Genomic DNA, 22,153 nt, shown 5'->3' with positions numbered 1-22,153 from the left:
TTATTTGTACCAATTCTTATTTTCATTATATTCATATTCAATCTCTTAGCTAAAGATAAAGCCTGATGCGTCAATTAAAAATCACCAAATCAATTACCAACAGGGAAAGTCAGTCTCTGGAAAAATACCTTCAGGAAATCGGAAAAGTAGATCTCCTCACCCCGGAGGAAGAAGTGGAATTGGCAAAATTGATCAAACAAGGTGATCAAAGTGCACTCGAGAGATTGACAAAAGCCAATTTGCGTTTTGTGGTTTCGGTCGCCAAGCAATACCAGAATCAAGGTTTGTCTTTATCGGATTTAATCAACGAGGGCAACCTCGGTTTGATCAAAGCCGCTCAGAGATTTGATGAAACCAGAGGATTTAAATTTATCTCTTATGCCGTGTGGTGGATTCGTCAATCCATTCTTCAGGCTCTCGCAGAACAAAGCCGTATCGTCAGACTCCCGCTCAACAAGGTGGGTTCACTCAATAAAATCAACAGGGCGTTTTCAGAACTGGAGCAGGAATATGAGAGAGAACCCTCTCCTGAAGAACTTGCTACCTTGCTCGAGATTCCAACGGAAGAAGTAGAAACCACACTTGGTGTAGCTGCGAGACATGTTTCGATGGATGCCCCTTTTGTGGAAGGTGAAGACAATTCACTTTTGGATGTTTTGGAAAATGATTCCACGCCGGCGACCGATTCGATGTTGGAGTACAAGGATTCTCTTCGGAGAGAAATCGAAAGAGCCCTCGGCACCTTAACAGACCGACAGGCCGATGTCATCAAATTGTATTTCGGACTTGGACTGGAGCATCCGGAATCACTGGAAGATATCGGTGATAAATTTGGTTTGACGAGGGAAAGGGTGAGACAGATAAAAGACAAAGCCATTAATAAATTGAGATCCACTACCCGCAGCAAACTTCTCAAACAATATTTGGGAATTTAATTTACAGATCCCTTATTTAACCCAGAATTGTCATTAGAATTCTATTACGAGCCAAAATAGCTTTAATTGCAAGCCTCTTCTCGAAATTCGTGCTCAATGAAATATAAAATGACCAAACAAAGTATTGTTTGGTTCCTTCCTTAGCGAGTGAAATTGTTCACTCGCTTTCCGACCATGTCGGAACCAGTCAGTCATGCGCGAATTTCTTTCGAGGAGTCTTGCCTTTGTTGCTCTTTTGGCTCTCATTACAAAATCTAATGACAATTCTGGGTTTAACCTTCTTTCAAATTCAGCCCAATGCTGTCATGTAAGTTCGTCATGATGGCCAAAACATTAATCAAGACAGGAGCCTTCTCAAAAAATTGCAAATGACGCACAGATTCTGCGTAGGTCGAAAAAAGAGTGAACAATGTTACTTGTGGTGGATCCAAGTAAACCATTGCAGCTTTGGAAAATTCTATTTCAATGAATAGAAATTGTGATCAGAAGTACCTGTATAATTTATTTTGGATGGTCAAAAAAATAAGCAAGACCTTTTTGGATTTGGCATATTGGATACCATCTAAGAAAATCCATTGTTTGCGTTCATGTCGATAAACCAATCGAATCCAGACTCCCAACATCCAATTACAAGGTCTTATCATTCAATGTTTTGAACCCGTGATTTGCAACAGTGATCCATCCATCTTGATTTTTGAAAGCATCTGTTCCACCAAATTTACCCCTGTACTTTAAAATCATTAACACAGCAGCTCAGAATTAAGAAGAGAAATTCATCCGATTTTTCTCAATTTTGCGCAAACTTAGACATCATGAACCAAAACGAAGCCAACCACAAAATAGCGCTTAGTCAATGGAGGGAAAAAGAAAAAAATGCCCTCGAACTCAGTAAATTGATCGGAGAACTTTTATTTGACCGTTCCATCGAATTGTTGCTGTTTAGAAGAGAACTCCAGGACAAACGCCCAAGTGAGGTCATCGATATTCATAAATATGCGGCCAATTACGGAACAGATCCTGTATATATCGAAGATACGCTTGCCATCACCAAAGCAATTCACGCTCTCTCCAATTTGCAACCTTCCAGAATTGATATTGGTAAATTGGCTTCCCAATGGGTGGCAGAAGGAAGAAAAACAGAGGTCAATCAATATATTTCAGAAAGGCTGGCCAAAGGTTTGAGCACGGAAATTGCAAACGAAGGTCAAAGAGATGTGGTCCTGTATGGATTTGGAAGAATAGGAAGGCTGGTGGCCCGACGGATGATTTCTACGACAGGAAAAGGGGAACAATTGCTATTGAAAGCCATCGTCTTGAGGCCGGGCATGAAAGACAGAGCAGAGGAGTTGAAAAAGAGAATGTCCTTATTTGAAACCGACTCCATTCACGGTAGTTTTCACGGCACCATCGAAATTTTTCCGGAAGAATCGGTGGTCGAGATCAATGGCAATCGGATCCACATGATCTTTGCACAGGATCCCTCTGAAATCAACTACGAAGATTACGGCATCCAAAAAGCGATCCTGATCGACAACACGGGTATGTGGGACACCCGCGAAAAACTAAGCGCCCATTTGAGACCCGGAATTGACAAGGTGATACTGACTGCACCAGGGAAAGACATTCCCAATATTGTGGTGGGTGTTAATCACAAAGATCTGCCCCTTGATCAGGAAAATATCTTTTGTGCTGCATCCTGTACCACCAATGCCATTGTCCCGGTGATTAAAATTATCGATGACTATTTTAAAATTACCAAAGGGCATATTGAAACAGTGCATGCCTATACCAGCGATCAAAATCTGTTGGACAATTTTCACCGCAAACCCAGAAGAGGTAGGGGCGCTCCCATCAATATGGTCATTACCAGTACCGGAGCGGCTTCTGCCGTCGCCAAAGTATTGCCTCATCTAAAAGGAATTTTGACCGGCAATGCCGTTAGGGTTCCGGTCCCAAATGTTTCACTCGCCATTTTAAATTTAAGTCTTGAAAAATCCACCACCCTTGAAGAAATTTTATCCGCCCTCCGAAAAGAAACCCTTGTAGGAGATCTTGTGGAGCAATTGCAGTATTCCACTTCTACTGAATATGTATCCAGCAATGCGGTGGGCACCACGGTGGCTTCGGTCATCGATGCCCCTTCTACCCTGCTCAGCACGGATGGAAAAACGGTCACCATTTACGCATGGTATGACAACGAATTTGGATATACTTGTCAGGTCGTCAGATTGGCCAAGCACGTGGCCAAGGTGAGACGATATACCTATTATTAACAGGATGCAGGATTCAGAACCATCATATTATAAATATCAGCCTCTTTTGCTGGCCCTCTGTACATTGATCGGTATGTATGGAGGATATAAGATGAGATTGCCGGAAGAAAAAATGAAAGAACTCGATGGATCTACTTATCCCTCGTCTCAAAATACCATTTACCATCTGAAAGATGTATTTGCTTACCTGGATGCCCATTATCTGGATAGCATTTTGTATTCGGAAACATCAGATTATTTGACCTATCAGCTGTGTCTTGCACTGGATCCATTTACTGAATACATTCCTTCTGCTGAATCAAAAAACTGGCATTCTGATCTGAACAACTCGCTACACACCCTAGGTCTCCGCTGTATAGAAATCGACGGAAAATGGTGGATTCAAAAGGTCTTGGATGAAAGCGACGCTGCCGAAAAAGGCTTAAAAGCCGGATTCGAATTACACCAGGTCAATGGGCAAAGCAAGCTTGACTTTACCAAGCTGGACTCCATCGCTGAGAACACATCCGGCGGAGAACTGAGCCTGCAATATTCCGTGTATGGTGAAACGAATAAAAAAACCGCAAATCTTCAGTTGAGGTCTGTTCCCAATCCTTCTGTCACACATTCCTTCGGCAAACCGGATCAATACTTTTACATCAGGCTCGAGAAAATAAACAGTGGCAGTTATCGCGAGTTTATGAATACCATAGAGAATTATGTCAGCGATCAGAAAATATCCAATATGATTCTGGATCTGAGGGGAAATGGCGGAGGTTTGCTCAATGAAGCAGCCGATATTCTAAACCAACTGGTGCGACAAAGAGATGTTGTCCTTTTCACGACTTTTCATAAAAACGGTCGAAGCAAATCCTACAAAAGCACCGGTAAACCATTTTTCCAATTGGAAAAAATAGTCATCCTTTCCGATCATCAAACTGCATCTTCTGCAGAGGTCATTGCTGGTGTCCTTCAGGAATTAAAGCTGGCCAAAGTGGTGGGTCAGGAAACCCGGGGAAAAGCCACCGTATTGGAATCCTTTCAGTTGGCTGGCGGTGCCCAACTATTGATTCCCACTGCGAGAATCTATTTGCCTTCCGGAAGATGTTTTCAAAAAAACTATGCGTCTTTTACCGGTCATCCAACAGATTGGCTGAGTACACGGACTACCGAAGAACAGCCAGATTCATTTTCTTCTTTCGCCATTGTACCGGATTTTATCATTGGCAAATCATGGACTTACGAAGAAGATGAAGATAAAACTCAAATTCGCTCTGAGTTGGAAGAAATTATGATAAAAAAGCTCGCAGCAACCCATCAGAAAGACCTCCAAAATTTGAATCTGGTAGCCGATGTTTTAAAAGATTATAAGAATAAAATCGGAACAGATCTTTTCAGCAAGCAGGATGCAAAAATATCATTGGAGGGATTGGCCACTCAAATGCTCCATGAAAAAACCATGGGTGAAAAATTTGCTTTGGGTGAAAGACTTAAAACAGATCCGGCTTTCCAAAAAGCAGTTGAAATTATTCTGAAATAAGATCGAAACGCTGCTTATTGGCGGTGAAACAATAATTCCCCATTGGCATCCATAGATACCATCGGCACTTGATTGGGTAAGTCCTTGCATGTTGAATGGAGGAGGTGGTTTGCCCTTTTTGCAAATTCATGATTTTTTAACTCAACTTCTGCCATGGAATGGGCCGGTGCAATTGGTATCAGGATAGCGGGTCTTCGTGTGTGTTCGATCCAACGGATCAAAAGTGGATCGGTGGTCAAACGGACCCTTTCTGATGGATGGTGATGAATCACACCATTCCAGCTTTTGTTTCTGACCAAAGATTGAAAATCAATGCTTCGCTTGTGAAATTCTAAAATGGTATCCATCCTTGGATGAAGGCTGTAATAGGTCGTCAGCATGTCGAGAGAAGCCATGGTGAGCAAGCTTGATTCACTATAAGCAGAGGGAGGATTCAGCAGAGAATTCAATTGGGGCGATTCCGAATCGCAAACCAGACACCACATGCCGTCTGACACCAAAAGAAATAAATCACCCGATGCAAAAAAATCAAGGTTTTTTGAGTCATTCATAGGACTTGTACCGTCTGCAGATTTTAAGCAAAATCCAAATTTTCATAAAAAAGCTACTTTTAGCTAACCAATTGACAATTTAAGATGTTTACATGGAGTTTTAAAAGATGATGAAAATAAAAGCAATCTTTACCACAATGATCTGTTTGACGGCATTCGGTTTGCAGGCAAGGCATATCATTGGCGGTGATTTTTCATATACCTGTCTTGGAGTCAATCAAACCAACAACAGCTTTACCATTTCATGCACATTAACCATTTACAGGGATTGTTTTGGTGGAGGAGCCCTGTTTGACAATCCTGCCACCATTGGAGTTTTTAATACCACTGGAAATAACAATTACACTTTTGTGAGAAGAGTAGATTTTACCCTTCAAGCCACTCAATTCCTTTCTTCATTAAATCCCTGTGTTGTAGTGCCGGGGAATATTTGCGTAGAAGAGGGCGTTTACATTGCCACCATGACTTTGCCCCTTTCCAACCAAAATTACTACATCAATTATCAGCGTTGTTGTAGAAATGAAACCATCACCAACATCATTTTACCGGGTGACCAGGGAGCTTCTTATTTTATGGAGATTACTCCGGAAGGTCAACGATCTTGCAACAACAGTCCAAAATTTAAATCCTTTCCTCCCATCCTGATATGCCAGGGACAGGCTTTAAAATACGATCACAGTGTGACTGATACAGAATCGGATGTGGTTGTTTATGAATTTTGCAATCCTTTTACAGCGGGAGGTAAAGCAGGATCTCCTGAAGGCCGTCCGGGTGGAAGTGCCATGGATTGTGATGGAGTCACTCCGGATCCTGCAAGATGTCCGCCACCCTTTGACCCTGTCCAATTTAGGGCGCCTCTATATACGCGCACCACTCCGATGGGAGGAAATCCAATCATCTCGGTCAATCCAACCACTGGCCTGATCACCGGAGTACCAAATGCATTGGGACAGTACGTCGTGGCGGTATGCATCAGAGAATACAGAAATGGAGTTTTGCTCAGTTTGACGCAAAGGGATTTTCAATTCAATGTAATAAATTGTGTCAACAACCTATCTGCATTTGTTCAGGCAGATTCAATAGAAGCCACCGGGCAGTTTGTCATCAATTCCTGCGGAAGTAAAACGGTCAGTATTCTGAACAAGAGCACCCTCGAATCCAATATCAAGACGTACGACTGGGAATTTGACATCAATGGTCAAAAAGAATTTTACAATACAAAAGACGTAAACATTACATTTCCGGATCTGGGAGTGTACCGGGGTAAAATGTATATCAACAAGACAGACCAGGAATGCAATGACTCCGCAGACATTGTGATAAAAATTCTCCCCGACCTGAAAGCTGATTTTAGCTTTAGCTACGATACATGCATTGCCGCAGCTGTTCAGTTTACGGATCTGAGTGTGACAGAGGCCGGAAGAATCACAAACTGGCGCTGGAATTTTGAAACCAATCAAATTTCCAATGCACAAAATCCAACCCACGAATTTAAAACGCCCGGAGTGAAAGATGTTCAACTCTGGGTGAAAGACATCAACGGATGTCACGACTCCATCGTGAGGCCAATCCGATATTTTCCGGTGCCGGCGCTTCTGGTCATCGAACCCAGTAAGTTTCAAGGTTGTCAACCGCTGGAAGTTTTTTTTAACAATCTATCCTTTCCAATTGATCCCAGTTACACCATTTTGTGGGAGTTTGGAGACGGAAAGACCAGCAATGCCATTTCACCCCACCATGTCTTTGACGAGACAGGAGTGTATTCTGTCAAATTGAGTCTAATCTCTCCAATCGGTTGCAAAACGGAAACCACATTCAATAACTGGATTCAGGTATTTACCACTCCGGAAGCCGCTTTTGACTATTCCCCGCAGAAACTCAACTCGAATGATAAAATTCTGATGATCTCCGATAAGTCTTCCAACGGGGATTTTCTAAAATACCTGATTAATGACAGGATTTCGCTTTTTAGCGCCAATCCAAATTATGAATTTCAGGACACCGGCTTATACAAAATAGAACAAATCGTTTCAAAATTCAATGGATGTGCCGATACGGCCATCGCTTATATTGATGTTGAACCCATCGTAAGCTATTTTATGCCCAATGCATTTACACCCAATGGCAATGGAACCAACGAGCGTTTTTACGGAGTCGGTTACACAGGATACATGAGCCAATTTGAAATGGTGATTTGGGACAGATGGGGAAGCAAGGTATTTGTCAGCAATGATCCGATCATGGGTTGGAATGGTAAAGTCAATAACACGGGTACAGATTTGCCTCCCGGAGTCTACGTGTACCAGGTAAACTATATGAAACCAAGGGGTGAAGCGGTGTTTCTCAAAGGATATGTTAATCTGATCCGATAATTGCCTGCTTTCCGGTTTGTGGGAGGCCAAGTTGAAAAAAACCAAAACTCTTTAGCAAACATAATCCGCTTTTTCTTACCTTTGCCCTTCATTTTAAAGAACGAGTAAAGACTGCACGCCATGAATTTAATAAAATACGTTGAAGATCAGTTACTTAACGTCAGCAATGTTCCGGAATTTTCAGCTGGCGATACCATCATCCTCAGTTACAAAATCATTGAAGGAAACAAAGAGCGAGTGCAGGATTTTAGAGGTGATGTGATAAATATTCGTGGAGAAGGCAAAAACAAATCCTTTACGATTCGCAAAGTGTCTAACGGTGTCGGGGTAGAAAGAATTATTCCTTTCTCTTCCCTCAACATTGTTGAAATTAAAGTGGTCAAGAAAGGACAGGTAAGACGCGCCAAGCTTTTCTATCTTAGAAATCTCTCCGGCAAGAAAGCGAGGATTAAAGAAGCCAACACTGCCAAATAATCAGGGCAGCTCTATTTCAATTTTTTATTGCACTTTCTTTCTAATCTCTTCCACCAGGATACCGCTTGTGTTCGGTTCCACTTTTGAGAAAGGCTTGCTGAACTCAATATTCTTCCAATCCATGGATGGATCTAGCCTTATTTTCCGACCGTCCATGATAAATTCCACGGGTAAATCAAAATCGGGTTCGTCGCACTCCCATTTGTATTTGATCTGGGTGTATTGGTCTCGCTGTGTCACTTGATAGACCAGCTTTGGAATGGACTTGTGGATCAAATACTGTCTAAAAAAAATGGTATAATCTTTCTTTGTTTTGGCATTGACCAGCCGAATAAAATCTTCGGTTTCTGCAAAACCATATTTGTGTTGTTGGTAGAATTCCCGGAGGATGGAAAACCACAAAGTATCATTGTTGATCGCCTGTCTCAGGGTTTGCAAAATCCAGGCTCCTTTATAATAAATGTCTAAGGGTAGATTCTGGAAGTTTACCTCTTTAGGGCCTAACAAAGGAAGGTCATTGCTAATCAATTTCCTCTGTTCCTGAAGGTATTCAAGACCTGCTTTTTTGCCATGGTGGTATTCCACAAAAAGATTTTCAAGATAGGTGGTGAATCCTTCATGGATCCACATTTCAGCGTGATCTTTGCAGGAAAGGCTATTGCCAAAATACTCATGTCCCGTTTCGTGGAGTATGATATAATCGTATTCAAAATTTTGGGGTGTTTTTCTTCCGAGATATCCGTTTTGAAAACCATTGCCATAAGCGATGGCACTTTGGTGTTCCATTCCTGCATATGGCGCTTCCACCAATGCGTATCCGTCCCGAATAAACGGATAAGGTCCAAGAAAATGCTCGAAGGCCTCCAACACCTTGGGCACCTGGGCAAAATGCTTTTTCGCAAGATCCTGATGTCCATCCAGAACATGATAATTGAGCACTAGTTTCTCTCCGCTTTTAAATTGGTGTTGTTCTTGATAGCTGATATAATTGCCCGCATAAAGTGTGACATTATAGTTGTTGATCGGATAGCTGACTTTCCAATGAAAGCTGTGCCATTTGCCACTGGGTTCTATGGATTGTAGTGCACCATTGGAGATGGCTTTTAAGGATTTTGGAACCGTAATCCGGATGTCCATAGAATCGGGTTCATCGGACAAATGATCTTTGTTGGGCCACCAAAGGCTCGCTCCAATTCCTTCACAGGCGATCGCTACCCATGGATTTCCCTGGCTGTCTTGTGACCATACAAATCCACCATCCCAGGGTGCTTTCTTTGCGATGATTGGCTGGCCTTCAAACTCTATTTTTACTTTGGTGCTTTCATTTTTTTTCAACGGACAAACGACAAAAACAGCGTTGTGCATGCGCAGATATTTCAACTCTTTTTTGTCTTTACTGATCCGCGTGATTTTCATATTGTCAAACAGATCAATTTGGATCTCTGTCAGATCGGTTCCTGCCACCATTGTAATTTCATTGGAACCTGAAATATATTTTTTATCAACGTCCAATTTGACCCTCAGATCATAGTGCTTCACATCGTATTCTCTTTCCTTTCGAATCGCTCCTCTCAGACTATCTGCTAAGGTAAATGGCTGGGAATATATCACAGCTGGTGTAAAGATGCCAATGATAAAAAACAATCTCAATATTGAATGAAAAATCATATCGGCCGGAATTTATTCTGTTTCTTTAAAAATTGTCGCTTGACAAGAAAATCTGCCCATTTTGCAGGCACAAAGTAAACGAATATCCTGAACAAAACAGGATGTTTGTGCACAAGATAACGGGATTTTGGTTGCGCTGATTGCAGGGCTTTTTGAAAAACTGTCTTTAATTTTTCAAGCGGCATTGCATTGGCCTCGGTGTTGTGAATCACCTGGTCAGCTTTCTCCATCCATGCCCCAAAAACTGTATCGGCAAACTGCTTGCCTACACCGAGGTTCTTTTGCCAGATGGGTGTTTGGGTAGGTCCCGGTTCGATCAAAACAACTTTGATACCCAACAAGTCACACTCTCTCCTCAAACTATCTGTCAAACCTCTTAAAGCAAATTTTGAAGAGGAATAGGCCCCTAAAAATGGGGATGCAAAATGACCCGACACGGAACCAACATTTATAATCCTGGGACCCATCGTATTTTTTATCAGATAAGGAAACAATTCGCGAATGCATGAAACTGCAGCAAAAAAATTGACCTTAAACTGTCGCATCCAAGCTTCCGGAGTCAAAAATGCAATGGGCCCGGGGACAGCAATTCCCGCATTGTTGATCAAGGCAAACAGCGACTTTCCATTCAGAATCTTCCTTACTTCATCAAAGCCATTCACCAAAGATTGTTCCTGCTCAAAATCCATGATGACCACTATAACATCAGGATAATTGTTAATTATTTCTGATTTCTGTTGCTCTTTTCTGACTGTAACGATTAGCTTGAACTCTGCTGAGAACCAATGAATCAGCTCGCGACCAATTCCTGAACTAGCTCCTGTTATAAAAATAAAAGCATTTTCATTTTTCATACGTTAAAGATACAGGAAAACATACTACCTTTGGAACAAGAAAGCCAAAATATGAATCCACGTTTAATTCTTCTGGGCCTTGCGCTGTACGGTAGTTCCTGCAATGATTCCAAGCCAAGTCAGCTTGAGCAACTGAGCGGAAAATGGGCAGTATATGAAGCCTGGAGAAATGATACAAAAACGAATACTTTCGATGGCGCGTTTTTTGATTTTCAATCCGACATAATGATTACCAATTATCAGGGTGATGTGATGGAATCAAAGTACATCCAGCAATCCGATACCCTGGTTCAAATGGAACCTGAAACCATCCAATACATCATTGAAAAGCCACATAAAGATACACTTTACCTTAGCACTCAACTGCACGGCACTCTTTTTAAATTTCTATTGATCAAGGGATGAAAAACCGACTTTTTTTGACCGGACTTCTTCTACTGATATTCTTAAAATATACCCTTGCCATTCATGCTGATGTACAAACTTTTGGCTACTACTCCGAAGGTAAAAACTATTTGGAAATCTGCCTTTACATTCCAACAGAGGATTTAAAACGCCATTACGCAGCAGACAGCAGCTTTAACCACCAGGTGCAGGCCACCCTTGTATTGAAATCAAAGGAAGCCATTCAAATGGCTGATAAAGTAAACCTGCAAAATAAATTTTCAAATCATTCTGCTCCAATGTTGTTTAATCTAAGATGGGAAATAAATCCCGGAGATTACGAATTGGAAGTTATCCTGACTGACCTGCTGGATATCCATCAGGAAATATCCTTGATCAAATTCGTGCATGTGGAAGCTCCTCCTTCGAATCCATTTATATCTGACATCCAACTGCTGTCCACCATAAAGTCCAGTGAAGATAGCCTTCATTCTATGGTCAAATATGGATTTTATTATGAACCGCTTCCCTATTCAATATCGGTCCCTACGCAATACATTTTACCTTATTTCATCGAAACATATCAAACGAATCTGCTTCCAGAAAAACACTATTATCTGGAAAACGAATTGTTCCTGCTCGACACTTTTGGAAAAAGTCAGTTAATAGACAAATGGATCAAACGAAGAGAAACCAAGTCCATTGACTATATTGTTCAAAATAAAGACATCAGCCACCTTCCTTCCGGGAAATATATTTTAAAAGCGAGCATCAAAGATAAAGCTCAAAATACATACTTCAGTACAGGAGTAGAGTTTTATCGGATGAATCCATTTTGGGATAGGATTCACAAAGTACAATACGAAAACTCTTTGGATGAACGATTTTTCCAACAGCTGAGCGATGACAGCATTCACATTGCCATCAAAGCACTTTATACACTGATTTCTACCCCACATCAGGCTGTTGCAGATGATTTGATCAATCAGAAAAAATTGGATGGCAAGCGTATGTTTGTTTATAGATATTGGAAAGACAGCCATGGTGCGAATGCGATTGAAAAATTTCAGCAACACATGGAATTGGTAAATGAAGCCAACAGGATGTTTTATTCCGGCTTTGGATATGGATTTGAATCAGATCGCGGCAGAATCTATTTAAAATATGGAAAGCCAATAGAAATTTTCAGAGAAGAGATTGATGCCGGAGCCTATCCATATGAGATATGGAAGTACGACAAAATTCAAAAAACCGGACAGAACAATGTGAAATTTTTATTTTACAATCTGGACATGGGAGGACAGAATTACAGATTGCTTCACAGTACTGCCTATGGTGAGTTGTCCAATCCCAAATGGGAGTTGGAGCTGTACCGCAAAGTAAAAGACGAATACGAAGGAGAAAATCCTTTGGATGCAAAAGGTGTGCAAAGGGCATTCTCCCGCAGAGCCAGAGACTTTTTCAACGAATAAAATCAAACCAACATTTCGCAGCATCCTTCTCCAAGAATAAAAAGGCGGATCATTTGTAGAAATTTTATATGATATTTGTTGTGAAATTCCATAACAGTGATCCATCGAATTTTCGGACTTCCTTCATTATTCATTCTTATCTCTTTTTATTTGAATGCGCAATGCCCGGAAATCACCTCTACTATCATTACACCAGATTGTTTGCCATCCTGTGAATTGTGTGAAGCTGATTTACTTACCATCAGACTTACCGGTTTGGATTTACCCAACGGAGGAAAAATAGAATATTATTTTAGCGAACAGACAGGATTTAATCCTTATATTAACCAGGGCAGTCTTTTTGGAACTGCCAATATTTCCACGCCGGGAGGAAACTGTAGAATTTGTCCGGAGCTGCTTGGATTTATGATAGACGCTTGCGGATCCGAAGCACAAAATGAGTTTATCATCCTATGGACGGGAAGTGGTTTTAATACCAGTTCGTTTGCATTTGATTTTGATGCCAACAACAATTTTGGAGCTGGCAATGGAGACATTGGATCTACCTGTGCCATTGCCCCAGGTCCTGCCGGCATGGTAAGTTGTATGGCCACTTCAGTGGGTGGGGGTTACAATTTACCAGGCAATGCGATATGGATTATATTTACCAGTAGCAGTCCCACTTACCCTTATGATTTTTCCGCAGTTTGTGGATTGGGACTTAAAGTTTTTGTAAGCAAGAATTCCTGCAACAGATCCATCGGCGCATTTTCCAATTTTACATCCAATGGCATCAGAACGCAATCCATGACAATTAATGGTTGTGCGTGTGGAGCCACCGTCAGTTATGATACCGATGACCCCGCTCTCATTGGTGAAGGAGATGCCTGGGCTGGAGGTATTACAAACGGAGGATGTGCTGCGACCATCTCTGGTCCCGGAAGTTACGATCCGGCAATAAGTACCATTGATCCTTTTACATTTACCATCCCAAAATCATGGTGTGGCAAGACCTATGAAATCGTTGGCATTGTGAATCCAAAACCCGATCCGATGTGTTGTCCGGAAATTTTCACGGAGAGATTTGAAATCAGCGTGAAGTGTCCTTCTGGAAGACCCATCAGTAAGGAAATTTGTGAAGAGGAAAATGGAAGAGGTACTTTCATTTTAGAAGATTATGAACAAGATGTATTGAATCCAGGCGGTCAGGGCACCATTGAATGGTACCGGAATGCCAATGGCACTGGTCCTATCCAATCACCTTTTACAAGTAGCTCCACCACTATTTTTGCAAGAGTCGTAGAAGGAAGTTGCAAATCAGATCCCATACCCGTTAGGCTCACTGTAAATCCTCTGCCATTTGCGCGTCCCACCAGCATGCAGTTGTGCGAAGAAAAATTAGCTGGCGCCAGCTTTAGATTGTCGGATATCATCAGTACCATAACTGGCAATAACCCATTGCTCAAGGTCAAATTTTTTTCGGACCCGGATTTGAATACAGAAATTCAATCGCCGTATTTCAGTTCTGCCACGAGCATTTATGCCATTACCCTCAATGACAAATGCGCATCCAAGCCGGTTGAAATACAACTGATCGTTTATCCATTACCTCCTGCAAAATCAGTGGGTGATACGCTCTGCGATCTGGGCGATGGCACCGGAATTTTCCGTTTGAAAAAATTGGATACCGTCATCACCGGTGGTGTTCAGGTGGATAGCATCCTTTATTATTACGACAGTTTGACCACTCAGCCGATTAAAGACAGTTTGAGAACTTCGGGACAAATGATATGGGTCGTCATTTATCAAAATCCATGCAAGTCCAATGCCATTCCAATCAGTCTATTTGTGCGAAAGAGTCAAAACATCCCTCCCATGGATTTTTCACAATGCGATGATGGAATGGGTCAATCCACTTTTGATTTGAAAAATGTAATCGATTCATTGAAGAAAAATGACCCTGGATTAGAAGTGAAATTTTATTCGGACAAACTATTGACCAATCCCCTTCAACCACCCATTCAAATCAGTGGCAGTGATACCATCTATGCTCAAACAATCGCCAAAGATTGTTTTTCAGAATCAGTAGAAATTAGATTAAAGTCTCTTCCGCTTCCCAAGGCTAATTCTGTTTCCATTTCAATTTGCGGAGATGTCAATGGCGAATCCTTTTTTGACCCGCAATCGCTGATGGACCAAATCACCATGGGAATGCCTCACCAGATTGAATTTTATTCTGACAGTTTGCTAAACAATAGAATTACGGGAGAAATTCTTACAAAATCTCATATTTTTTATGCGCTGGTCGATGATGGAACCTGCAAGTCCTTGCCCGCATTAATTTCTGTGGAAGTGATTCCTGCTCCGGAATTTGAAAACAAATCAGACACGAGCGTCTGTCAATATTATTTGATACCTCCATTGAAAGGCCGCAATCTTTCTTCAAATGCCTCGATGTACCTGGACGCAGTGGGATCAGGTACAAAGCTTCAAAGCGGAGACAGCTTATTCACATCAAGTTGGATCTATCTGATTGACTCGACAAAAAAATGCATTACATTGGACAGTTTCTATGTAGAGATTGAATTAAGAAATTCCGCAGGATCCGATACAAAAATCAACATTTGTGAAGGATCCCAAATTGATCTAAGCCAATATGTCCCAGCCCGGTCAACAGGTCGCTATTATAATTTATCCAGCATGGAGTGGTTGCCCGATAGTCTTTTCTCTGCCATGGGTCTTTCTGGACAGATTATTGAGGTATTATTTATCACAAACTTCGGAAAGGTATGTGGACCAGACACAGCGATTTTGGAAATTGAAGTCAAAACCAAACTGACGGTAGGTCCCGATAGTCTTTCGGCAATCTGCAATAATAATCTATCGATTGATCTAAGACAAACATTTGGAGCCATTGATCCCGCGGGAAAATTTTTTGACTTAAGTCAAACGGGTGCCTTAAATGGTTATCTCTGGGATACTCAGGTTTCCGGCCATGGTCGTTTTCCGATCATGTATTGGATTGATCCGGCCAACCATTGCATCAGTGATACAGCAATCTTTACTTTACTTATCAGACCAACTCCAGCCATTGATCGCTTAGCAGATCTGGTCGGTTGTAATCAGGTAATCCTTCCTCCAATTACAGGTAAATACATCCAGCATTCGGTTGGGTATTACAACAATCCCAATGGTTCAGGTTCATTTTATAATCCAGGCGACACCATCCGGCAATCTACACCTTTATATATATATGCAGCAGACAGTTCAGGAAGCTGTTCAGATTTTCAAATGATCCAGGTAAGGGTAAGCAGCAATGCCCAAATGGACTTGATAAAAAAAGACCTCTGTCCGGATGAATTTTTTATAATCGGGCAAAACCGCTATGACCGCTCGCGTCCATCCGGCCAGGATACCATACATGCGTTGAATCCAAATGAATGCGATACCCTGGTCAATGTGCAACTGGAATTTTTGCAGGAAGCAAAAGGAAATTATATGGCCCAACTTTGCGACAATGATTTTATTATAGTGCAAGGTAAGCGCTATGACAAATTCAATCCAAAGGGTATCGAAATTCTTCCTTCTGCCTCTTATCAAATGTGTGACAGCATGGTCGAGCTTAATTTGAATTTTCATCCCTTGTCATTTTACCAATACAATCCCATTTTATGCAGTGATGATAGTCTCCTGATCCATGGACAAATTTATCACAAAAATAATTTGACCGGATTTGACACCTTAAAGGGGATGAGTTATTTAGGATGTGATTCTGTGGTGCAAATTACGGTGCGCTTAATAGACCATGCCATTTTCACCTATCGGGATAGCCTGTGTTTTGGAGAAACTTTGCAAATCAACGGCCGAACATTTGATCAAAACAATCCCACGGCATTTGAGATTCTGAAGGGGGCATCTCATTCATTTTGCGACAGCATCGTAGATATTCAAATCTATTTTTTGCCAGAAGCCAGAGGAAAACTTGTGGCCAGCTATTGTGAAAACGATGAGATTCGCATCAACAATACGATCTACAATTCCTCCCATCCTGCAGGAACTGAATATTTCAAAGGCAGTGCTATCATGGGCTGTGATTCCATACTTGAGATTGATTTGAGTTTTGACCAAACTGTGAGCCATTTGTACCAAAAAGAAATCTGCCGGGGTGACAGTGTATTGATTGGAAGAAAATACTACTCAGCCAAAAACCCCATGGGTTCGGATACTTTAAAGAATGCTTCCCACACCGGCTGCGACAGCGTCCTGCAAATTGAAATTATTGTCAATGAGCCAGGGCACTCTGTTTATCAGGATTTATTTTGCAAGGATCAATTTATCTGGATCAACGGAATGAAATTTGATATCGACCATCCCACGGGGCAAGCTGTCCTCCCTGGCTCGAATCAATTTGGCTGCGACTCCATCATTGATGTGAACTTAGAATTTATAGATCTTCAAGTGACTCATCCCATTGAATACACCATTCTTGCCAGAGAAAAAATACCATTAAGCTATACATCAAATTTTGTTCCCGTCCGCATTGAATGGACGCCAGCCAATGGTTTGAGCTGTACCGATTGTCCCAACCCGGATGCAAACCCAATTGAAAATACCAATTATACACTCAAACTAGTGGATGAAAATGGCTGCGAACATATCAGCAGCTTGGCAATTGTGGTACGGACCAAGTATGAAATTTATATTCCAAATGCTTTTTCTCCCAACCAGGATTTGGTCAATGACCACTTTAAAATCTACCATGCGCCTCCCGGCAGCTTGTTGAAATCCATGCAAATTTATGATCGCTGGGGAGCAAGAATTTTTCATGAGGGCAATGTCAGCGTCGAAAGCATGGTGGGTTGGGATGGCCGATTTAAGGGGAATCCTGTTAATCCGGGTGTCTATGTTTTCCAAATATTGTATCAAGTACCGGGTCAAGAAGAGCAGCGTTTGACAGGCGAAATCACCCTCATCCGTTAGATTCCAATTTATTTACTCCATGACGGAATGGTTTAAAAACACGGCTTACAAAACTTTCATACCGCTGAAAAAAATTTACACAACGGGCACCAAAATTCTTCCAATCCTTTTTTTGAGTTTTTCTCCCCTGTTTTTAATACAAGCTCAGGAAGAATGGGATCCTCAAAAACTGGAATCGCTGGTGTTGGAAGAATCCGACGCGGAGCGATCGGCTGAAGAATTATTTGATTCACAGACCGACAAAGACCTGAGAATGCACCCCATTCAAATAAATGGCCTTCAAAAAAAGCAGCTGGATAGAATTCCTTATCTCACAGAAATTGAAAAAACTGCCTTGCTCAATTATGTAAACAGTCAGGATAAAATTCATTCCTTACTGGAACTACAGGTGATCGAAGAATTCTCTCTAGAAAAACTAAAATCGATCCTGCCCTACCTAAGTCTGGATTCCAGAGAGCAGATCAATCCACAACTACTACAGCAAATTTTCTCAAAAGGTACTCATCGAATCACCACCAGATGGAGGAGGGATTTACATCTGAAAGATGAATACAGGTCTGAAAATGGCCTTGCTCCAAAGTATGCGGGATCCGCTGATAAGTTTTTTCTGAGATACAATTCATCCCGATCCGGGATCTATTCTGCCGGATTTATTGCGGAAAAAGATGAAGGAGAAAAATGGTGGACAAAGTCGCAAAAATCCAAGGTGGATTATTTAAGTGCGCATCTGTATTTGGAAAAAGTCAATCCATTCATTGAGATCTTTGCCATCGGGGATTACAGAATACGTGTAGGGCAGGGATTGATCGTGGACAATGCCTTTCAAAACACACGGGGTTTCGATTTTGGAGCCTTTGTCAAAAATCCAGACATCATCCGACCCTACAACTCTCTGCAGGAAAACCAAATGATGCGGGGTGTCAGCACCCGATTGCGTCTGTCCAACCGGCAAACTGCTATGTTGTATTATTCCACACAAAGAGTAGATGCCAGTGTACTGGAGACAGACACTACCGATGAAGGAATTGCCATCCGCACTTTCTCCTCAATTACACTGAGCGGATTACACAGGACAGCGACCGAAATTTCAAATAAAAATCAATTGGGCCTGACAGAATACGGAATGTCATTAAAACACCAATTTTCCAGCGGTTATATTGGGGCAGCTGCTGCCTTCTCAAAACTAAATCTAGACCGCAGCATCCCCACCGATCCCTACAAATTGTACGACAGCAAGCTCAACGATCAAAAACATTACAGCCTTTTTCATCAATTCCAATTTGCCGGATTTTACAGTTTTGGTGAAATTGCAGTGGACCAAAAATTATCCCATGCCGTCCTTCAGGGCTTATTAAAAAGCTTTGGTAAAGGAACAGAAGCAGTTGTCATGTATCGGGATTTTAGTCCAGAATTTATTTCCTTGAGAAGTCAAAGCATCTCTGTCAGCAATCGCAGCAGCAATGAAAAGGGTTTGATGGTGGGAATAAATACCTTGCTGACCAGGAATTGGAAGGCCGGATTTTACTTTGACAGCTGGTCCCATCCTTGGTTTAGATACAGAGTGGATCTTCCATCCTTTGGTCAATCCTGGTCCGTGCGATTGCAATACAGCTTAAAAAGAAAGTGGTCTATATATGCTCAATACAGAGTGAGACAAACTGAAATCAACTTCAATTCAGGCATTGAATCGAATTTGATACCGATCGAAAATCAAAACATCCGACTTCATTTGGAACAAAAATTGAGCAATGACTGGAGCTTTAGACTGCGAAATGAATATCATTTGTATTCTGACAATCAAAACAATGAATCAGGCTGGATGGTATATTTTGACTTAATCTATAAATCCATCGACAAACCATTTTCATCCAATTTCAGAGTTTCGGTCTTTGACATTCCATCTTTCAATAGCAGAATATATGCCTATGAGAATGATGTTTCCGGTATTTTTAGAATACCCGCCTACTTTGGAAATGGCTCAATGGCTTACTTCAATTTGCGTTGGAGGGTCTTGAGAAATCTAAACTTAGAAACCCGAATCGCATTCATCTATAAATCAAAAACTCTGAATCCTGATGTGCAAAGGGAATTTGACAATGACATTCATTTGCAAATTCAATATAGTTTTTAGCAATGACAGCTCACATCCTTTTTAATTCACCCGGCAAATCGAAGCTCGCTCAGAATTGCTGTAAAGAGAAACGAAGGGAAAAATTTTTTGATTGTTGTGATTTGAAAAATGTCATTCCTCGACGAAAGTAAATCAGAAATTCTTCCATTAACACTAATTTTATTAAAAAACATCACTTTTTACAAAAAAAATATTAAAAAATATTTGTATATGTAAAAATAGTTATACCTTTGATACGAATATTGAGATTTTTTTTTCATTAATTCAATTTTTAAAATCAATTTTTTAACTAAATCAATTAAAAATGGCAACTACAAGTAGTGCAAAAAAGTCCCCCGCTAAAAAAGCTGCAAAAAAAGCAGCTCCTAAAAAAGCAGGACAGGCAGCCAAGAAAACAACTGCCAAAAAGACTACGGCTAAGAAAACTACGGCTAAGAAAGCAGCTCCTAAAAAGGCAACTGCAAAAAAAGCGGCTCCTAAAAAAGCAGCAGCTAAGAAAGCAGCTCCTAAAAAAGCAGCAGCTAAGAAAGCAGCTCCTAAAAGAGCAGCAGCTAAGAAAGCAGCTCCTAAAAAAGCAGCAGCTAAGAAAGCGGCTCCTAAAAAGGCAGCAGCTAAAAAAGCGGCTCCTAAAAAAGCAGCAGCTAAGAAAGCAGCTCCTAAAAAGGCAACTGCAAAAAAAGCGGCTCCTAAAAAAGCAGCAGCTAAGAAAGCAGCTCCTAAAAAAGCAGCAGCTAAAAAAGCAGCTCCTAAAAAGGCAGCAGCTAAAAAAGCAGCTCCCAAGAAAGCGACCGCCAAAAAAGCAGCTCCCAAGAAAGCGACTGCTAAAAAAACTTCTGCTAGAAAACCTTCTGCCAGTCGTGGTCGTAAAAAGGTTACTCCTCCAGCAGCTCCAGCACCAGCTGAAGGCTCTGCTATGGCACCATCCATGGATTAATACTGGAATAACTTCAAATAAGAAACTCCGTCGTTGCAAAAACAGACGGAGTTTTTTTTTTGCCTGCATTTTTTGTTTTTCCATTCCAGATCAAGTCAATCCATTAACTTTGTAGAAAATCTTTAAAAATGCAAATTCTCCAGCCTTCTCCATTAAAATCCAGCCATACCGACAGTTTTGAAATATTGGGAACTGACTTCATTGAGTTCTATGTCGGAAATGCCAAACAGGCTTCTCATTTTTATCAAACGGCATTTGGCTTCAAGCTGGTCGCGTACAAAGGTCCCGAAACCGGCAACAGAGATTATTGCTCCTATGTGCTGCAACAAGATAAAATTCGATTTGTCATCAGTTCTGCCTTCAGACCTGATCATGAAATAAGCAGGCATGTACAGCTCCACGGTGATGGTGTGAAAGTGCTCGCCTTATGGGTCAACGATGCTACAGACTCATTTCATAAAGCAGTGGAAAAAGGTGCTCAAATTGCATTTGAACCTTATACCATCGAAGATGAACATGGCACGGTCGTCCTTGCCGGAATTAGAACGTACGGTGATACCATCCACACATTGGTGGAAAGAAAAAATTTTCACGGAGCATTTATGCCGGGTTTTAAAGCAATGGAAAGTGCTACGGAAATTCCAAAAATAGGTCTCAAATATATAGACCATTGTGTTGGAAATGTTGAAATCGGTCAGATGAACCGATGGGTCAAATTTTATCAGGAGGTGATGGGATTCAAACTGCTAATTACATTTGATGACAAAGACATTTCTACAAAGTACACCGCGCTCATGAGCAAAGTGGTCAGCAATGGAAGTGGTTATATCAAGTTTCCCATTAATGAGCCCGCTCAAGGTCTTAAAAAATCTCAGATTGACGAATATCTTGAATTTTATAATGGTCCTGGTGTTCAACACATCGCCATCGCGACGGATGATATCCTTAAGACTGTTGGAATGTTGAGAAAAAATGGAATCGACTTTTTGTACGTTCCGGATAATTACTACGAAGATGTGTTGAACCGTGTCGGTAAAATAGATGAAAACATTGAAGATTTAAAAAGGCTAAATATCCTAATTGACAGAGATGAGGATGGCTACCTTTTACAAATTTTCACCAAACCTCTTCAAGACAGGCCAACTGTTTTTTTTGAGATCATTCAGCGCAAAGGAGCCACTTCTTTTGGCAAAGGCAATTTCAAAGCCTTGTTCGAAGCCATAGAAAGAGAACAGGAAATCCGAGGAAATTTGTAATTCTATTCTATTTAAAGAGGTTTGCGCAAAACGCGGAGCCTATAAAGATAAATGCAGAAAGCCGAAAGGCAGGCAAGCAGCATGAGTAACACCCGGAACAGGGCCTGTTGGTTGCCGGCAGAATAACTATTTTGCAGAGGCATTAACAAAATGAATGCATAGAGACCTGTTAGTGCCGTCACCCAAGGCAACCATTTGAAGGGTTGGGTTTTTAAGGGACGATGAAACATACTTAAGATAATCCCCATTACTGGAATGCTGAGCGTGTGAAAATCTCTTCCGGATGATTCATAACTCCATAAACCCAATAAGACCAATAACAGGGAAAGCGTCAAATTTACTTTGTAGAGAGGAAAGCTTGAAAGACTCAT

At 41.2% G+C, this 22,153-nt stretch carries 15 protein-coding genes; 11 read left to right on the top strand and 4 right to left on the bottom strand.

The window, feature by feature from the left end; translation table 11 throughout:
* Nucleotides 1-65: 65 nt before the first annotated feature.
* From IPM48_09825 to IPM48_09815, 3 genes are all read left to right on the top strand, one after another.
* A complete protein-coding gene (locus IPM48_09825) occupies nt 66-935 on the top strand; it encodes a sigma-70 family RNA polymerase sigma factor (GenBank protein ID MBK9271887.1) in 870 nt (289 codons plus the stop codon).
* Nucleotides 936-1,747: 812 nt separating this feature from the next.
* Nucleotides 1,748-3,208: a glyceraldehyde-3-phosphate dehydrogenase gene (locus IPM48_09820; protein ID MBK9271886.1), complete on the top strand. Its 1,461-nt coding sequence runs from the start codon at nt 1,748-1,750 to the stop codon at nt 3,206-3,208.
* Between the two features lie 4 nt (nt 3,209-3,212).
* Nucleotides 3,213-4,727 (top strand): hypothetical protein, encoded by a 1,515-nt coding sequence (locus tag IPM48_09815; protein MBK9271885.1) that lies wholly within the window; start codon nt 3,213-3,215, stop codon nt 4,725-4,727.
* 14 nt (nt 4,728-4,741) lie between these two features.
* Here IPM48_09815 and IPM48_09810 read toward each other — a convergent pair whose 3' ends face one another.
* Nucleotides 4,742-5,278 carry a hypothetical protein gene (locus IPM48_09810; GenBank protein MBK9271884.1) on the bottom strand — a complete coding sequence of 179 codons (537 nt, stop codon included), beginning with the start codon at nt 5,276-5,278 and terminating at the stop codon, nt 4,742-4,744.
* 107 nt (nt 5,279-5,385) lie between these two features.
* Between IPM48_09810 and IPM48_09805 the strand changes: the two genes are divergently transcribed.
* Both IPM48_09805 and rplS read left to right on the top strand, forming a co-directional pair.
* Nucleotides 5,386-7,650, top strand: a complete 2,265-nt coding sequence (locus IPM48_09805; protein ID MBK9271883.1) for a gliding motility-associated C-terminal domain-containing protein — start codon at nt 5,386-5,388, stop codon at nt 7,648-7,650.
* Between the two features lie 120 nt (nt 7,651-7,770).
* Nucleotides 7,771-8,124, top strand: coding sequence for a 50S ribosomal protein L19 (gene rplS, locus IPM48_09800; protein MBK9271882.1), 354 nt, complete (start codon nt 7,771-7,773; stop codon nt 8,122-8,124).
* 24 nt (nt 8,125-8,148) lie between these two features.
* Here the strand turns inward: rplS and IPM48_09795 are convergent, their stop codons facing one another.
* Both IPM48_09795 and IPM48_09790 read right to left on the bottom strand, forming a co-directional pair.
* Entirely contained in the window at nt 8,149-9,792 is a 1,644-nt protein-coding gene (locus IPM48_09795; protein MBK9271881.1) for a M1 family metallopeptidase, read from the bottom strand.
* Nucleotides 9,789-10,646, bottom strand: a complete 858-nt coding sequence (locus tag IPM48_09790; protein ID MBK9271880.1) for an SDR family NAD(P)-dependent oxidoreductase — start codon at nt 10,644-10,646, stop codon at nt 9,789-9,791. The genes IPM48_09795 and IPM48_09790 overlap by 4 nt, the downstream gene beginning before the upstream one ends.
* Nucleotides 10,647-10,697: 51 nt before the next feature.
* On the opposite strand from IPM48_09790, the gene IPM48_09785 reads away from it, so the two are divergent.
* The 6 genes from IPM48_09785 (at nt 10,698) to hppD (ending at nt 21,782) form a co-directional block, all read left to right on the top strand.
* The gene (locus IPM48_09785) at nt 10,698-11,051 is read left to right on the top strand and encodes a hypothetical protein (GenBank protein MBK9271879.1); all 354 of its coding nucleotides are present in this window, start codon (nt 10,698-10,700) and stop codon (nt 11,049-11,051) included.
* A complete protein-coding gene (locus IPM48_09780) occupies nt 11,048-12,502 on the top strand; it encodes a GWxTD domain-containing protein (GenBank protein ID MBK9271878.1) in 1,455 nt (484 codons plus the stop codon). The genes IPM48_09785 and IPM48_09780 overlap by 4 nt, the downstream gene beginning before the upstream one ends.
* A 96-nt stretch (nt 12,503-12,598) precedes the next feature.
* Complete coding sequence (locus tag IPM48_09775; GenBank protein ID MBK9271877.1) at nt 12,599-17,461, top strand: gliding motility-associated C-terminal domain-containing protein; 4,863 nt, start codon at nt 12,599-12,601, stop codon at nt 17,459-17,461.
* Between the two features lie 19 nt (nt 17,462-17,480).
* Nucleotides 17,481-19,592: a hypothetical protein gene (locus IPM48_09770; GenBank protein ID MBK9271876.1), complete on the top strand. Its 2,112-nt coding sequence runs from the start codon at nt 17,481-17,483 to the stop codon at nt 19,590-19,592.
* 304 nt (nt 19,593-19,896) lie between these two features.
* Nucleotides 19,897-20,526: a histone H1-like repetitive region-containing protein gene (locus IPM48_09765; protein ID MBK9271875.1), complete on the top strand. Its 630-nt coding sequence runs from the start codon at nt 19,897-19,899 to the stop codon at nt 20,524-20,526.
* 128 nt (nt 20,527-20,654) lie between these two features.
* The gene (gene hppD, locus IPM48_09760; GenBank protein ID MBK9271874.1) at nt 20,655-21,782 is read left to right on the top strand and encodes a 4-hydroxyphenylpyruvate dioxygenase; all 1,128 of its coding nucleotides are present in this window, start codon (nt 20,655-20,657) and stop codon (nt 21,780-21,782) included.
* An 11-nt stretch (nt 21,783-21,793) separates the two neighbouring features.
* On the opposite strand, the gene IPM48_09755 is transcribed toward hppD, so the two are convergent.
* A complete protein-coding gene (locus IPM48_09755) occupies nt 21,794-22,153 on the bottom strand; it encodes a hypothetical protein (GenBank protein MBK9271873.1) in 360 nt (119 codons plus the stop codon).

The organism is Saprospiraceae bacterium (genome assembly GCA_016715965.1).
Lineage (GTDB): Bacteria > Bacteroidota > Bacteroidia > Chitinophagales > Saprospiraceae > Vicinibacter.
This window is presented reverse-complemented; position numbering and strand designations above follow the sequence as displayed.

What these genes read in the sequence shown, in the direction of transcription:
- IPM48_09780 (MBK9271878.1), top strand. Translation starts at nt 11,048, where the DNA reads ATGAAAAACCGACTTTTTTTGACCGGACTTCTTCTACTGATATTCTTA.
- IPM48_09815 (MBK9271885.1), top strand. Translation starts at nt 3,213, where the DNA reads ATGCAGGATTCAGAACCATCATATTATAAATATCAGCCTCTTTTGCTG.
- IPM48_09765 (MBK9271875.1), top strand. Translation starts at nt 19,897, where the DNA reads ATGGCAACTACAAGTAGTGCAAAAAAGTCCCCCGCTAAAAAAGCTGCA.
- IPM48_09810 (MBK9271884.1), bottom strand. Translation starts at nt 5,278, where the DNA reads ATGAATGACTCAAAAAACCTTGATTTTTTTGCATCGGGTGATTTATTT.
- IPM48_09790 (MBK9271880.1), bottom strand. Translation starts at nt 10,646, where the DNA reads ATGAAAAATGAAAATGCTTTTATTTTTATAACAGGAGCTAGTTCAGGA.
- IPM48_09805 (MBK9271883.1), top strand. Translation starts at nt 5,386, where the DNA reads ATGATGAAAATAAAAGCAATCTTTACCACAATGATCTGTTTGACGGCA.
- rplS (MBK9271882.1), top strand. Translation starts at nt 7,771, where the DNA reads ATGAATTTAATAAAATACGTTGAAGATCAGTTACTTAACGTCAGCAAT.
- IPM48_09825 (MBK9271887.1), top strand. Translation starts at nt 66, where the DNA reads ATGCGTCAATTAAAAATCACCAAATCAATTACCAACAGGGAAAGTCAG.
- IPM48_09785 (MBK9271879.1), top strand. Translation starts at nt 10,698, where the DNA reads ATGAATCCACGTTTAATTCTTCTGGGCCTTGCGCTGTACGGTAGTTCC.
- hppD (MBK9271874.1), top strand. Translation starts at nt 20,655, where the DNA reads ATGCAAATTCTCCAGCCTTCTCCATTAAAATCCAGCCATACCGACAGT.
- IPM48_09795 (MBK9271881.1), bottom strand. Translation starts at nt 9,792, where the DNA reads ATGATTTTTCATTCAATATTGAGATTGTTTTTTATCATTGGCATCTTT.
- IPM48_09820 (MBK9271886.1), top strand. Translation starts at nt 1,748, where the DNA reads ATGAACCAAAACGAAGCCAACCACAAAATAGCGCTTAGTCAATGGAGG.
- IPM48_09755 (MBK9271873.1), bottom strand. Translation starts at nt 22,153, where the DNA reads ATGAGTCTTTCAAGCTTTCCTCTCTACAAAGTAAATTTGACGCTTTCC.
- IPM48_09770 (MBK9271876.1), top strand. Translation starts at nt 17,481, where the DNA reads ATGACGGAATGGTTTAAAAACACGGCTTACAAAACTTTCATACCGCTG.